Annotated in this window: 10 protein-coding genes; 5 read left to right on the forward strand and 5 right to left on the reverse strand. The window is 54.3% G+C overall.

The genetic code is table 11. The features are described from left to right. The first annotated feature begins 231 nt into the window (after window positions 1-231). Both fdhF and KO1_RS22500 read left to right on the forward strand, forming a co-directional pair. Window positions 232-2,379, forward strand: coding sequence for a formate dehydrogenase subunit alpha (fdhF, locus tag KO1_RS22495; protein WP_077598988.1), 2,148 nt, complete (start codon window positions 232-234; stop codon window positions 2,377-2,379). A gap of 285 nt (window positions 2,380-2,664) precedes the next feature. Continuing rightward, window positions 2,665-3,348: a tetratricopeptide repeat protein gene (locus tag KO1_RS22500; protein ID WP_016808421.1), complete on the forward strand. Its 684-nt coding sequence runs from the start codon at window positions 2,665-2,667 to the stop codon at window positions 3,346-3,348. 152 nt (window positions 3,349-3,500) lie between these two features. On the opposite strand, the gene gltP is transcribed toward KO1_RS22500, so the two are convergent. Further along, window positions 3,501-4,814 (reverse strand): glutamate/aspartate:proton symporter GltP, encoded by a 1,314-nt coding sequence (gene gltP, locus KO1_RS22505; RefSeq protein WP_004109428.1) that lies wholly within the window; start codon window positions 4,812-4,814, stop codon window positions 3,501-3,503. Window positions 4,815-5,225: 411 nt separating this feature from the next. On the opposite strand from gltP, the gene acs reads away from it, so the two are divergent. The 3 genes from acs to actP all read left to right on the forward strand — a co-directional run bounded on the left by acs (window position 5,226) and on the right by actP (window position 9,327). After that, window positions 5,226-7,184 carry an acetate--CoA ligase gene (acs, locus tag KO1_RS22510; RefSeq protein ID WP_024273602.1) on the forward strand — a complete coding sequence of 653 codons (1,959 nt, stop codon included), beginning with the start codon at window positions 5,226-5,228 and terminating at the stop codon, window positions 7,182-7,184. A 182-nt stretch (window positions 7,185-7,366) separates the two neighbouring features. Then, complete coding sequence (locus KO1_RS22515; RefSeq protein WP_004127871.1) at window positions 7,367-7,681, forward strand: DUF485 domain-containing protein; 315 nt, start codon at window positions 7,367-7,369, stop codon at window positions 7,679-7,681. Continuing rightward, window positions 7,678-9,327, forward strand: coding sequence for a cation/acetate symporter ActP (gene actP, locus KO1_RS22520; protein ID WP_004109434.1), 1,650 nt, complete (start codon window positions 7,678-7,680; stop codon window positions 9,325-9,327). Before KO1_RS22515 ends, actP begins: the two co-directional genes overlap by 4 nt. Window positions 9,328-9,370: 43 nt before the next feature. Here actP and KO1_RS22525 read toward each other — a convergent pair whose 3' ends face one another. From KO1_RS22525 to KO1_RS22540, 4 genes are read right to left on the reverse strand one after another with little or no spacing between them, the layout of a single operon-like run. Beyond that, a complete protein-coding gene (locus KO1_RS22525; RefSeq protein ID WP_024273601.1) occupies window positions 9,371-10,468 on the reverse strand; it encodes a type 1 fimbrial protein in 1,098 nt (365 codons plus the stop codon). Between the two features lie 22 nt (window positions 10,469-10,490). Further along, window positions 10,491-11,099 carry a fimbrial protein gene (locus KO1_RS22530; protein ID WP_004117270.1) on the reverse strand — a complete coding sequence of 203 codons (609 nt, stop codon included), beginning with the start codon at window positions 11,097-11,099 and terminating at the stop codon, window positions 10,491-10,493. Then, entirely contained in the window at window positions 11,096-13,687 is a 2,592-nt protein-coding gene (locus tag KO1_RS22535; protein WP_029779260.1) for a fimbria/pilus outer membrane usher protein, read from the reverse strand. The genes KO1_RS22530 and KO1_RS22535 overlap by 4 nt, the downstream gene beginning before the upstream one ends. Further along, on the reverse strand, window positions 13,641-14,327 hold the full coding sequence (locus KO1_RS22540) for a fimbrial assembly chaperone (protein ID WP_004109441.1): 687 nt from the start codon (window positions 14,325-14,327) through the stop codon (window positions 13,641-13,643). Before KO1_RS22540 ends, KO1_RS22535 begins: the two co-directional genes overlap by 47 nt. Window positions 14,328-14,356: the final 29 nt, after the last annotated feature.

Here is a 14,356-nt window from a genome sequence, read left to right on the forward strand (position 1 = left end):
CCCGGAAGCGGAGCTGCGCCCCTCCCGGGCTATCCATCATCGTCTGTCCGAGCGCGTCACCTGCTCCCGCGTCGACACGTCAAAACTGACGATAGCCTGTTTTTCGTCAGCATTTCGCCCAAAAAAACAACGTATCATCAGGCGATACCCACAATGAAAACATGGCATAGAAGATGCATAGTGACGGCGCGATAGCGCGTATGCGCCAATTGATTAACTGGAGCAAGACCGATGAAAAAAGTCGTCACGGTTTGTCCGTATTGCGCATCAGGTTGCAAAATCAACCTGGTGGTCGATAACGGCAAAATCGTTCGGGCGGAAGCGGCACAGGGGAAAACCAACCAGGGAACCCTGTGTCTGAAAGGCTATTACGGCTGGGACTTCATTAACGATACCCAGATCCTTACCCCGCGCCTGAAAACCCCTATGATCCGTCGCCAGCGCGGCGGCAAGCTGGAATCCGTCTCCTGGGATGAGGCGCTCGATTACGTCGCCACTCGCCTCAGCGCTATTAAAGAGAAATATGGCCCGGACGCGATTCAGACTACCGGCTCGTCCCGCGGAACGGGTAACGAAACCAACTATGTGATGCAAAAATTCGCGCGCGCCGTTATTGGTACCAATAACGTCGACTGCTGCGCTCGCGTCTGACACGGCCCATCGGTTGCAGGTCTGCACCAATCGGTCGGTAACGGCGCTATGAGTAATGCCATCACCGAGATCGACAATACCGATCTCGTGTTTATCTTCGGGTATAACCCGGCAGATTCACACCCTATTGTGGCGAATCACGTGATTAACGCCAAACGCAACGGGGCAAAAATCATCGTCTGCGATCCGCGTAAAATTGAAACCGCGCGCATTGCCGATATGCACATTGCGCTGAAGAACGGCTCGAATATCGCGCTGCTCAACGCTATCGGGCACGTGATTATCGAAGAAGACCTCTACGATAAATCCTTCGTCGCCAGCCGTTCTGAGGGCTTCGAAGAGTATCGCAAAATCGTCGAAGGCTACACGCCAGAGTCGGTGGAAGAGATCACCGGCGTGAGCGCCCAGGAGATCCGCGCCTGCGCCCGTATGTATGCCAGCGCGAAATCCGCCGCGATCCTGTGGGGCATGGGCGTGACCCAGTTCTACCAGGGCGTGGAAACCGTACGTTCGCTGACCAGCCTGGCGATCCTCACCGGCAACCTCGGCAAGCCGAGCGTCGGCGTCAACCCGGTGCGCGGCCAGAACAACGTTCAGGGCGCCTGCGACATGGGCGCGCTGCCGGATACCTATCCGGGCTATCAATACGTTAAGTTCCCGGAGAACCGCGAGAAGTTCGCCAAAGCCTGGGGCGTCGATAGCCTGCCGGCGCACACCGGCTACCGCATCAGCGAGCTGCCGCACCGCGCGGCGCATGGCGAAGTGCGGGCGGCGTATATTATGGGGGAAGATCCGCTCCAGACCGACGCCGAGCTGTCCGCAGTGCGTAAGGCATTCGACGATCTGGAACTGGTTATCGTCCAGGATATTTTCATGACCAAAACCGCCTCAGCGGCCGACGTTATCCTGCCGTCCACCTCGTGGGGCGAGCACGAAGGCGTCTATACCGCAGCGGACCGCGGCTTCCAGCGCTTCTTTAAAGCGGTAGAGCCGAAATGGGACCTGAAAACCGACTGGCAGATTATCAGCGAAATCGCTACCCGGATGGGCTACAAGATGCACTACAACAACACCCAGGAGATCTGGGACGAGTTGCGGCATCTGTGTCCGGATTTCTACGGCGCCACCTACGAGAAAATGGGCGAGCTAGGCTACGTCATGTGGCCGTGCCGCGATGAGTCCGACGCCGATCAGGGGACCTCTTATTTGTTTAAAGAGAAGTTCGATACCCCGAACGGTCTGGCGCAGTTCTTCACCTGCGACTGGGTCGCGCCGATTGACAAACTCACCGACGAGTACCCGATGGTGCTGTCGACGGTGCGCGAAGTCGGCCACTACTCGTGCCGTTCGATGACCGGTAACTGTGCGGCGCTGGCCGCGCTGGCGGATGAACCTGGCTATGCGCAAATCAACACCGCCGATGCCGAACGTTTGGGCATTGAGGATGAGGCGCTGGTGTGGGTGAACTCGCGTAAGGGCCGTATTATCACCCGCGCGCAGGTCAGCGATCGTCCGAATAAAGGGGCGGTCTATATGACCTACCAGTGGTGGATTGGCGCCTGTAACGAGCTGGTTTCCGAGAACCTGAGCCCGATAACCAAAACGCCGGAGTACAAGTACTGCGCCGTCAACGTTGAGCCGATTGCCGACCAGCGTGCCGCTGAGCAGTACGTCATTGATGAGTACAACAAGCTGAAAGCCCGCCTGCGCGAAAGCGCGCTGGGTTAATCGGACCGCCTCCCCGGAGGCGGTGCTTCGCACCTGGCCGGGCTACCGGACCGCAGAAGACTGTGAATCAATCCCCCCGGATGGCGGCTAACACCTTATCCGGGCTAGCGGACCGCAGACGACTGTGAATCTGTAGCCCGGGCAAGGCGCGTCGGCGCCGCCCCCGGGGAAACAGACGGCACGATTATTCGGATAAACCATAAGTATCCCCCACGAGTTCCCGGCGTTTTCTTCTTCTTCCCCTGCCTTTATACTGCTCGTTATGTCCTCTACCGATAATAAAAAATGAAATACCTCTATTTACTGCTGGTGATAGCAAGCTTCACCTCAGGCGCCATGGAACCAGGTAGCCAGTATAGACAGCAGGCCGAAGCCGGCGATCCACGTGCACAATATTACCTGGCGGATACTTACGTCAGTTTCGGCGATTTTCCCCAGGCCGAATTCTGGGCGCAGAAAGCCGCAGACAACGGCGATGGCGACGCGCTGGCGCTGCTGGCCCAGCTCAAAATCCGCAATCCTCAGCAGGCCGACTACCACCAGGCTAAAGTGCTGGCGGAAAAGTCCGTACAAACAGGCAGCAAGGCGGGGGAAATTGTTCTCGCCCGGGTGCTGGTGAACCAGCAGGCCGGTGCGCCGAACTACCCCCACGCCATCACTCTGTTACAGCACGCCGCGCAGGATCCGGAAAGCGATTCAGCCGTTGACGCTCAGATGCTGCTGGGGCTGATTTACGCCAGCGGCGTTCATCTTCCGGAAGATGATGTCAAAGCGACGCAGTACTTTAAAGAGAGCTCTGCCCTCTCCCGTACCGGCTACGCCGAATACTGGGCCGGGATGCTTTTCCTGCAGGGGGAAAAAGGCTTTATCGAACCGAACCGGCAGAAAGCGCTGCACTGGCTCAACGTTAGCTGTCAGGAGGGGTTTGATACCGGCTGTGAAGAGTTCGACAGGATAAGTAAAAGATAAGAAAAAGCCCGGCGCAGTCCATACGCCGGGCTTGTTGGAGATGTTCACCAGCCGATCTGGCTGGAGTGTTTCGGCCGGGTCAGGCGTTAGCCGCCGACAGAAACGCGACGCTTTTCTCTCAGGCCCGGTGCGATGTCACCGGGCTTTCTGTTTTATTGCGCCGTTTTATCAAATTTGCCCAGCACTTCACGCTCATACGCCAGCGCTTTTTTGCGGTCAAATTTGTGTTCCCACTTGGCGATAACCAGCACCGCCAGCGCGTTGCCCACCACGTTCAGCGCGGTACGCGCCATATCGAGGATACGGTCAACGCCGGCGATAAACGCCAGACCTTCCAGCGGAATGCCCACGCTGCCCAGCGTCGCCAGCAGCACCACGAAGGAGACGCCCGGTACGCCGGCAATCCCTTTCGACGTCACCATCAGCGTCAGCACAAGGGTAATTTCCTGCCAGATGGACAGATCAATACCGTACAGCTGGGCGATGAAGATAGCCGCAATACTCTGATACAGCGTCGAGCCGTCGAGGTTAAAGGAGTAGCCGGTCGGCACCACGAAGCTGGTGATCGACGCTGGCGCGCCGTAGGCTTCCATCTTCTCAATAATACGCGGCAGCACGCTCTCGGAGCTGGCGGTAGAGTAGGCCAGAATCAGCTCATCCTTCAGAATGCGGATCAGGGTCCAGATGCTCAGTCCGCATACCCGCGCCACGATGCCAAGCACCACCAGCGCGAAGAACAGAATGGCGAAATAAACCAGAATCACCAGCTTCGCCAGCGGCCACAGTGAAGCGAAGCCGAAGGTCGCCACGGTCACCGAGATCAGCGCGAACACGCCCACCGGCGCGTAGCGCATCACCATATGCGTCACTTTAAACATGGTTTCAGAGATAGAGCGGAACACCGTGACCAGCGGTTCACGATGGGTAGCGGGCAGCGAGGAAAGGCCGAGACCAAATAGCACCGAGAAGAAGATGATCGGCAGCATGTCGCCCTTCGCCATCGAAGCCACGATATTGGTCGGTACCAGCGAGAGGATGGTGCCCATCAGGCCATGCGCGTGGCTCTGTACTTCTGCCGTGGTGTTTTGATATTTCGAAATATCCACCGCCGCCAGCTGCGACATATCAATGCCGCTTCCTGGCTGAAAGACGTTAGCCAGGGTAATCCCCAGCACGATGGCCACCGTGGTGATCACTTCAAAATAGATAATGGTTTTCGCGCCGATACGGCCCAGCTGCTTCGCATCGCCTACGCCGGCAATGCCGACCACCAGGGTCGAGATGACGATCGGTACGACGATCATTTTAATCAGATGGATAAAGATATCGCCCGCCGGGGTCAGCAGGTTCGAGATTAACCAGTCACGGCTTTCGGCGTGGTAATGCAGGTAACTGCCCAGAAGTATGCCCAGCACCAGAGCCAGCAAAATTTGCCAGGCCAGGCTGACTTTTGTTTTTTTCTTCACTACAGACTTCCTCGATGAAAGGCGCCATTCCAGGAGGTAATGGCACCCACTGAAAGGGGTATGAATTGTGTTGCGTTGCTTTATGGGGTTATTTAACGCGCAATATCAGTATCATTTGCACGGCATGCTGCGCAAGTCTTTAAGAACAGCGGTTTACTCTGGTTTTATGCATAAACTCGCTAATATCCCCAACTTATCTTGCATAAGTATTTGTTATAAAAAATATTTAATAAATTCATTTTCTATAAATCCATTTCAGAAATTATTTCACCTCAAAGTTTCATTTGATTGATTTTCATTCAGTTCAATCAATGCGTGATCTGTCCCCCAAATAGCAAACAAAGCCGCCAAAGCCCCTACTATTAACGTTTATTTGACATATATTTAACAACCTACAGGAGAAAAAAAGCCATGAGCCAAATACATAAACACTCTATTCCCGCTAATATTGCGGAACGCTGCCTGATTAACCCGGAACAGTACGAGGCGCAGTATCAGCAGTCCGTCACCGACCCAGATGCCTTCTGGGGCGAACAGGGCAAAATTCTCGACTGGATCAAGCCCTACACGCGCGTGAAAAACACCTCATTCGCGCCGGGTAATATCTCCATCAAATGGTACGAAGACGGCACCCTTAACCTGGCCGCTAACTGTCTCGATCGCCATCTGGCGGAGCGCGGCGACCAGACGGCCATCATCTGGGAAGGCGACGACGCCAGCCAGAGCAAAAATATCACTTATCGCGAACTCCACCGAGATGTCTGCCGCTTTGCCAACGTCCTGCTCGACCTCGGCATTAAAAAGGGCGATGTCGTGGCTATCTATATGCCGATGGTGCCGGAAGCCGCGGTGGCCATGCTGGCCTGCGCCCGCATCGGCGCTATCCATTCGGTGATTTTCGGCGGCTTCTCACCGGAAGCAGTCGCCGGACGTATCATCGATTCCAACTCCCGCCTGGTGATCACCTCTGATGAAGGCCTGCGCGCCGGTCGCGCGATCCCGCTGAAGAAGAACGTCGACGACGCGCTGAAAAACCCGCACGTGAAGAGCATCGAAAACGTGGTGGTGTTTAAACGTACCGGCGGCAAAATCGACTGGCAGGAAGGCCGCGACCTGTGGTGGAGCGATCTGATTGAGAAAGCCAGCGCGGAACACCAGCCTGAAGAGATGAGCGCTGAAGATCCGCTGTTTATCCTTTATACCTCCGGCTCGACCGGTAAGCCAAAGGGCGTACTGCATACTACAGGCGGTTACCTGGTCTATGCGGCCTCAACGTTTAAATACGTTTTTGACTACCATCCGGGCGACATCTACTGGTGCACCGCCGACGTCGGCTGGGTCACCGGCCACAGCTACCTCCTGTACGGTCCGCTGGCCTGCGGCGCGACGACGCTGATGTTCGAGGGCGTACCGAACTGGCCAACCCCGGCGCGCATGTGCCAGGTGGTCGACAAGCATCAGGTCAACATTCTTTATACCGCCCCCACGGCGATCCGCGCGCTGATGGCGGAAGGCGATAAGGCTATTGAAGGCACCGACCGCTCTTCCCTGCGCATTCTCGGCTCCGTCGGCGAACCAATTAACCCGGAAGCCTGGGAGTGGTACTGGAAGAAGATCGGCAACGAGAAGTGCCCGGTGATGGACACCTGGTGGCAAACCGAAACCGGCGGCTTTATGATCACCCCGCTGCCCGGCGCCATTGAGCTGAAGGCCGGTTCCGCGACGCGTCCCTTCTTCGGCGTTCAGCCGGTGCTGGTGGATAACGAAGGCACGCCGCTGGAAGGCGCCACCGAAGGTAACCTGGCGATCGCCGACTCCTGGCCGGGCCAGGCGCGTACGCTGTTTGGCGACCACGAACGCTTCGAACAGACCTACTTTTCGACCTTTAAAAATATGTACTTCAGCGGCGACGGCGCGCGCCGTGACGAAGATGGCTACTACTGGATCACCGGTCGCGTCGATGACGTGCTGAACGTTTCCGGCCACCGTCTCGGAACCGCCGAAATCGAATCGGCGCTGGTGTCGCATCCGAAAATCGCCGAAGCGGCGGTGGTCGGCATTCCGCATAACATCAAAGGCCAGGCCATTTACGCTTACGTCACTCTCAACCATGGCGAAGAACCGACGCCGGAGCTCTACGCCGAGGTGCGCAACTGGGTCCGTAAGGAGATTGGCCCGCTGGCGACGCCGGACGTGCTGCACTGGACCGATTCGTTACCGAAAACCCGTTCGGGCAAAATCATGCGCCGTATACTGCGCAAAATTGCCGCGGGCGATACCAGTAATCTCGGCGATACCTCAACGCTTGCCGATCCTGGCGTGGTGGAAAAACTGCTCGAAGAGAAGCAGGCCATCGCTATGCCATCATAAACTAACCGATCCCCTACACCCTCTCCCCACCAGGGGAGAGGATATAAATACCCACTCCCCAAGGATTTCAGGTAGCAGGAAAGCGGTAAACAGGCTGACTCCCGACAGTTAACTGCCGGGGGGATAAGTGTTGCCGACGACCGGCGCGTGGATGACAAAAGGGAACCTCTGGAGACGCTATGATGAACGATCAGATTTGTCAGCGGATAGAAAATAGTGCGCATTTTAAGGAGCTTGTTGCAGCCCGGCAAAGGTTTGCCGCCATCCTGTCACTGATTATGCTGGTGATTTATGTGGGCTTTATTCTGCTTATCGCCTTTGCCCCCGGCTGGCTGGGCACGCCGCTGCATGCGGGAACCAGCGTCACCCGGGGTATTCCGATTGGTATCGGCGTGATCGTTATCTCTTTCGTATTAACCGGAATATACGTCTGGCGGGCAAATGGTGAATTTGATCGGCTGACAAAAAGCATTCTCAGCGAGGTTAAAGCATCATGAAGAAAGTCCTGACGGCGCTCGCCGCCACGCTCCCTTTGACCGTCAATGCCGCAGATGCCCTCACCGGCGCGGTACAGCGCCAGCCGACCAACTGGCAGGCGATCATCATGTTCCTGATTTTTGTCGCCCTGACGCTGTATATCACTTACTGGGCGTCAAAACGCGTACGGTCACGCAGCGACTACTACACCGCTGGCGGCAACATTACCGGTTTCCAGAACGGTCTGGCGATTGCCGGCGACTTTATGTCGGCGGCCTCGTTTCTCGGTATTTCCGCACTGGTTTACACCTCCGGCTACGACGGGCTGATCTACTCGCTCGGTTTCCTCGTCGGCTGGCCGATTATTCTGTTCCTGATCGCCGAACGCCTGCGTAACCTCGGCCGCTACACGTTTGCCGACGTGGCCTCCTATCGTCTCAAACAGGGGCCGATTCGCACCCTTTCCGCCTGCGGTTCGCTGGTGGTAGTGGCGCTCTACCTCATCGCCCAGATGGTCGGCGCGGGTAAGCTGATTCAACTGCTGTTCGGCCTCAACTACCACGTCGCGGTAGTGCTTGTCGGCGTGCTGATGGTGCTCTACGTCCTGTTTGGCGGCATGCTCGCCACCACCTGGGTGCAGATTATTAAAGCGGTCCTGCTGCTGTTCGGCGCCAGCTTTATGGCCTTTATGGTGATGAAGCACGTCGGCTTCAGCTTCAATAATCTGTTCACCGAAGCAATGGCGGTGCACCCGAAAGGCTCGGCGATTATGAGCCCCGGCGGACTGGTAAAAGATCCGATATCGGCGCTCTCGCTCGGCCTCGGGCTGATGTTCGGCACCGCGGGTCTGCCGCATATTCTGATGCGTTTCTTCACCGTGAGCGATGCCAAAGAAGCGCGTAAGAGCGTGTTCTATGCCACCGGCTTTATGGGTTACTTCTATATTCTGACCTTTATCATCGGCTTCGGCGCCATCATGCTGGTGGGGGCGAATCCGGCGTTCAAAGACGCGGCCGGGCAGCTTATCGGCGGCAACAATATGGCGGCAGTGCATCTGGCGGATGCGGTCGGCGGCAACCTGTTCCTTGGCTTTATCTCAGCGGTCGCCTTCGCCACGATTCTGGCGGTGGTTGCTGGCTTGACGCTGGCGGGCGCATCGGCGGTGTCTCACGACCTGTATGCTAACGTGTTCCGCAAAGGCGCGACCGAGCGTCAGGAACTCAAGGTGTCGAAAATTACCGTACTGATCCTCGGCGTGGTGGCGATTCTGCTGGGTATCCTGTTCGAGAATCAGAACATCGCCTTTATGGTCGGCCTGGCATTCTCCATCGCCGCCAGCTGTAACTTCCCGATTATCCTGTTGTCGATGTACTGGTCGAAGCTGACCACGCGCGGGGCGATGATTGGCGGCTGGCTGGGTCTGCTGACCGCGGTGATTTTGATGATCCTCGGTCCGACTATCTGGGTGCAGATCCTCGGTCACGAAAAGGCGATATTCCCATATGAATATCCGGCGCTGTTCTCTATCGCCGTGGCCTTTATCGGTATCTGGTTCTTCTCTGCTACCGATAGCTCCGCGGAAGGCGCGCGCGAGCGTGAACTGTTCCGCGCCCAGTTTATTCGTTCGCAGACCGGGATCGGTATTGAGAAAGGTCAGGCGCATTAATGATTACCCCTACCCCGGCCTGACGGCTGGGGTAGGGGTGATTCTAGTTATAGGTAAATGTTATCGTTCCGCTGGCGTTGGCCGTTCCAGGCGTCACTTCAGCCCCGGTTTTGTAATAGTTAGTTGAAAAGATGAGCGAGTTCGATGCAGCAGCGCCGCCGGGATTATTCGGGTAGGTGAAGGTTGCGTAGCTGGCCTCAGCTCCGGCATTTAACGTTACACTTCTGCTGGATGTACTTAAATAAAAACTGGTGTTTAACGGTATGACCTTCCCGTTGAGGCTTAACTGCACACCCACACCGGTTGCTACGTTTTCCCCCGCCGTTAACGCAATAACGCTCCTGTTCGGATTATCGCCTTCGGCTTCAGTCGCCGTCACACGCATTGATATATTGGTTCCGGGTTCGCAGGAAAGCATCAGCGTTTGCTGGGCGGAGCCGGCTATCGAGGAAAGAGTAAACTCACTCGTTTTCACGGAGCCCATAGGGAAATTCAGCGCGGTCGTACCTGCCGTACAGCCCATCGGCGTCAGCTTGATTTGCGTCGTACCGCTGATATGCAGTTGGGAAATAACCATCGTGCCAGTGCTATCTTTAAGCGAAACCGATGAGATAGGGTCCTTTATCGACAGAGAGCTGTTGCTGGCGATTGCGCCTCCCGTGGCCACCAGCTGTAGCTGGTAGGCGGGTGAATAGTTTGTTGTGGCATAGATATCTAAAAACCCCCCTGGTTTTCCAAGATAAAACTCTGAGTCGCCAATATAATGCTCAGTGTAATCAGGGAGAAAATCGTCAGTATCGCCATCATATTCACCGGTAATATTCAGCCAGACTTTCACTCTTAAACCAATACCTGGTACGGATGTCGTATAGATATGATCGCCAGTAAGTGCGCCTGCATTTGCTGAAGACCATTCAAAACGGGCATACATCTTCCCCTCACAGTTCCAGACCTGAGTATTCGAACGCGTTATTCTCCCGGAGTCATAAAGGACCGTTCCGGCAGAATAACTCCCCGCATTAATTAATATTTGTTCGGGTAGATTTGCCATCGTCACATCACCATAATTGGCCCCCGAGCTACAGGACCAACCATAAATAGGGAAAACCAACATCAATAGTAATAAAAAATATTTATTCATATATATCCCTAAACACCTTCCGTCATTTGTATGACACGTTGAAAGTGACCGTATAGGCAACGTTTCCTGGCGTTACTTTGCCGTATGGCGTATACATTCTGGCCGCCATATCAAAGGCGTGCCCGCCAGGGGAGGCCGTAAATGCATAGGTATAACTCTCGTTTGGACCCAGCGTTTTCCCATCCGCGGCACTCACAAGCTGTAAGCCAACATCCTTTGCCCCATCAATCAGCTCACTGACATAAATTGCGGGATAAGTACGATCAAACGGAGCGCCGCTAAACGTTATCGTCACTGAAGACGTACCGGTTGAGCAGTTATCAAATGCCAGGGAAACGGTTGTGGTATCGCTACTGGCCCCCGGTTTACCGGTCAGACGCTGAGAAGAAACCGTCCCCAGGCTGATAGCATTGGACGGTTTTACAAAAACCTCACAGACAGGTTCTTCAATATTGCCGGTGACATTAAAATTGACGGTACTCGTAGCGTCATAGGCCCAGGCAGATGAAGCACTGGCCAGTAGCCCTGCTATTGCAGCTATCGCTAGCCGCAATGGCGATTGAGCATGGTGTATCCGCATCGCTATCATTTTAGTGGTGTGCTCAAAACACAATATATTGAGATTGTTCATCGGCAATCCGCCGTATAAAAAACAATATCGTCAATTGATTTGTTAGATGATAAATCATAATTGACATAACACTGGCGAGTTAAAGCATCGCCCCACTTCACAAATAAGCGGCCTTTTTCTGGCAGCCCGGTCAAATAGGCCTGCCCGGAATCACCGACAATAGCGCTGCGTTTTTGTTTATACTCCTGACTTTCATCCTCTAGCGTAATCACCGCGCCAAACGGCACATCTTTATGATGAAATTGCAAGGTCATCATGGCCTTATAGCCAATCCAGGTATCATATTTAACTTTTACGATCGCATTGCGCGTCGGGACCACCGTTCTGACGATATTATCTATTTCCGCTCCCGAGACCTGCTGTTCATCAAGGGAGAGATTGTTTTCATGATAAGGACGAACGAAAGGCACTACGGCATACCCGGCAGAATCGGTCATGACGTTAGTCTGCCCGCGTACCGCGATATCCCTGACGCCAGGCGCTTCAATCAGCGCAACGCTCTCGCCCAGATAGCGTGACAGCGTTATCCCGCCGGAATGGGCGAGCATCCCACCGCGTAGCGAATAATTATAGTGGGCGCTGTTGCTGTCATAACCGTATCCGGCGGTGACTTCACCTTTTGAGCCCTGGTAGTTGAGGTTGATGTTCCCTGAGGTGCTTTTATCGCTGGCGTTATATCCCTCCTGCACGTTCCAGTTCAGAGAACGATCGGCGAAAGCGGAGCCATTTAAACCAAGACTGTGAGTGGTGTCTCCCACCCGGCTGCTGTTCATATTGTAGCTGGCTGATATATCGGCGCCGAAAGGAATACTCACGGTTAGCGAAATAATGCTGTCGCTGGAAGGCGAGCTATTTTCATTCTGGCCGCTGCTCTGCACATTGCGGTTATAGGCGTAGTTAATGAAGTAGGACATCCGGCCAAACGTATTGCTATAACTCACGCCCAGCGACTCCATCCGCGAGTTATCCCAGTAAGACTCACTGACCAGCGAAAGGGAGAGTGAACCGAATCCGGAGAAAATCTGCGACGCTGAAGCGTCAAAGCGGTCTTTAGTCCGACCGGATGACGAACAGCAGGCGCGATGAGAGTCCGCCCGATCGATAAAGTTCTGCAGAGAATAATAACCATGCGTTGAGTAACGGTACCCGGCAACGGAAAAGTTTGTCCCCGTCTGTGGAAAATCTTTACTAAAGCGCACGCGGTATGACTGCCCTTCGCTGGATGAGGCGTTATCCGATGAGGAATTTTCTTTTATGTCAGCCCAGGACTGAGAAGCATCAAAAGAGAGCGCCCCGACTGAACCCAAATTAAACCCGGCCCCCAGCAGGAGATTACTGTATTTATCCTCTAATTGCTGAAAGCCGCCGTACAGCGTGACGTTGCTCAACGCTCCCCAGGCAACGTTGGATTGCAGAAACTGATACTCCTTTCCGCCCGCGCTTCCCGAGCGCGTCTTGCCGCCGCTGAAAGCGTAATCAACCTGCCCTTCACGTTGTAATATTGCCAGTGAAGCAAACGGCACCACAAAGCTCTGCTCACTACCGTCTGATTCTTTCACCGTCACGTAGAGATCGCCCGCGCTTCCCGTGGGATAAAGATCGTTTATCTCAAAGGCGCCGGGAGAGACCGTTGTTTTATAAATGCTGTATCCGTTTTGATAAACCGTCACGTCTGCGGTCGAGCGCGCGATACCTTTTATGACCGGTGCGAAGCCGTTCAGGCTGTCCGGGAGCATCTCTTTATCAGAGTTCAGCTGCAGGCCGGTGAAGCTGATGCTGTCAAACACCGCCGAAGAAGTATAGGTTTGCCCCACTATCAGCTGACCTTTCAGGGCGTGGATATCGCGTGAAATATAGCTATAGACGGAGTCCCACTGACTGCCATCGTCATTATGATTGAGGGTGCTGTAATTACGTAAACGCCACGGCCCAACGTTCAACCCCGGCTGCAGGCTGACAAACTGGCTGGAGGTGGAAACGCCTCCATCTCGCGGATCGGTTTTTTGCCCGGAAATGTTGTAATTCAATAGCCCGGCGGTAATGCCCTGCTGCCATCGGCTTTCCGGGACATACCCCCGCGGACGATGCACTAAAGCCACCTGGGGTAAGGTAAAGTCGATTCGCTGTTGCGAGAGCTGTACTGCCGTCTCCCATCCGGGGATCGCAGACAGTTTTGCGCACTCCGAACCCGCCACGGTAAGCTCAGGATAATCTTCGGTTTTAATCGACCACTCTTTCAGGCGCGCGACGGAAAGACATGGCCGGGATGAAGCGGCGTTATTTTGATCCTGTCGCGTAAAAATGACGGACTCAGAAGCCACAAACGTATGGTTAATATAGACATCCAGGTTGTAGTCACCTGGCGGAATCGTCTCTTCAGAAATATAGGTTAAGTCAACGGCGGAGGTACCGGTTTCGTTTACCTCCAGCAGGTGGGGATTGAAGTACTCACCTGCCATCGCCGGGAGAGGTATTGTGGCAAAGCTGAAAATGAAGGCGGCATAGCCGCTGGTCAATAAAAAGGTATAACGCTTTCCAACGTTATTGAATGATGGCGGTATATTTCGGTCCAGGCATTCCATAATCATTGATCACGCTCCATGTGATTTTCTTTTTGCCCGCAGAAGAGGCATTTGCTACCGGTATTTTTATTGTTGAAAAGGGGGCAACAAACCACGCTTCAGGTACTGCTTTGCCGTTCACCAAAACTTCAGAGAAATTCATATATAGAGGAGAAACATTTTTCACTTTTATATCTCGCCCTTCAGCAGACCACTGCAGCTTTTCGGCAAAATTTTCTGGTATGGCGCTTTTCAATGCGGCAGGTCGAAAAATAAGCTTTATCCTGGAATTAATCGCAAACTGAACCATATTTTTGTCCGGCGCGTTCTCCATGGCGGGAATCCCTTTAATATTCAACCAGAACATGGATTCCCGATCCTCCGCTAAAGGTTTACCCGAACGTAGAATGCGTACAAATCCTTGCTCTCCGGACTTCAGGCGAAATAGCGGAGGCGTTGTGATGAATGAATCTTTCGCTGGCGAGGCCGCATCGACAACGGAGATCCAGGACTGAACGATATTGGTCACATTATCCTTATTTTGAACAGATACCGTCGTCGACTTTTGTGTGCCATCGAATATCACCCGCGTGCCGCCCACGACTACGCTTGCCTGCGCCGCAAACGCACACAAATAAAAACAAATAAAGTAGAATAATCTGTTCATAATGGAGTCCAGTAAGGGAAAGAGTTACC

Origin of the sequence: Klebsiella oxytoca NBRC 105695 (genome assembly GCF_001598695.1) — a bacterium.
In the GTDB taxonomy this organism is placed as follows: domain Bacteria; phylum Pseudomonadota; class Gammaproteobacteria; order Enterobacterales; family Enterobacteriaceae; genus Klebsiella; species Klebsiella oxytoca.

Excerpts from the sequence above, each read along its gene's own strand:
- KO1_RS22500 (WP_016808421.1), top strand. The coding sequence starts at position 2,665 with ATGAAATACCTCTATTTACTGCTGGTGATAGCAAGCTTCACCTCAGGC.
- acs (WP_024273602.1), top strand. The coding sequence starts at position 5,226 with ATGAGCCAAATACATAAACACTCTATTCCCGCTAATATTGCGGAACGC.
- KO1_RS22515 (WP_004127871.1), top strand. The coding sequence starts at position 7,367 with ATGAACGATCAGATTTGTCAGCGGATAGAAAATAGTGCGCATTTTAAG.
- actP (WP_004109434.1), top strand. The coding sequence starts at position 7,678 with ATGAAGAAAGTCCTGACGGCGCTCGCCGCCACGCTCCCTTTGACCGTC.
- KO1_RS22525 (WP_024273601.1), bottom strand. The coding sequence starts at position 10,468 with ATGAATAAATATTTTTTATTACTATTGATGTTGGTTTTCCCTATTTAT.
- KO1_RS22530 (WP_004117270.1), bottom strand. The coding sequence starts at position 11,099 with ATGAACAATCTCAATATATTGTGTTTTGAGCACACCACTAAAATGATA.
- KO1_RS22535 (WP_029779260.1), bottom strand. The coding sequence starts at position 13,687 with ATGATTATGGAATGCCTGGACCGAAATATACCGCCATCATTCAATAAC.
- KO1_RS22540 (WP_004109441.1), bottom strand. The coding sequence starts at position 14,327 with ATGAACAGATTATTCTACTTTATTTGTTTTTATTTGTGTGCGTTTGCG.